This is a genomic window from Rothia nasimurium (assembly GCF_928381415.1).
Lineage (GTDB): Bacteria > Actinomycetota > Actinomycetes > Actinomycetales > Micrococcaceae > Rothia > Rothia nasimurium_H.
On sequence record NZ_CAKMSF010000044.1, the window covers coordinates 1 to 255 of the forward strand.

Annotated in this window: 1 protein-coding gene; it reads left to right on the forward strand. The window is 55.3% G+C overall.

Annotation, left to right across the window (positions count from 1 at the left end):
- Positions 1-73: 73 nt before the first annotated feature.
- A partial coding sequence (locus L7A20_RS11920; protein WP_237223690.1) for a hypothetical protein occupies positions 74-255 on the forward strand: 182 nt, incomplete at its 3' end.

Genomic DNA, 255 nt, shown 5'->3' on the forward strand with positions numbered 1-255 from the left:
CCAGGGACGGCGTCGTCCTGATTGTTTACTAGAACCTTTCTTCTTCTGTTTCGCCTGTCTCTCGGATACCACCGTGTCTGTTACCTCCTCTTCGTCTTCTGCTGCTGTCCCTGGTTTTGGGGTGACGATTGCTGGATCTTTGCAGGTTGCTGGTCTGGAGATCCTGGGTGCGCGTGTCTATGACCCGGTAGCTCGTGGGTTTATCTCGGTTGATCCTCTTGCCTCCCCAGCTGGTGCTGGTTGGGGTGCGAATGT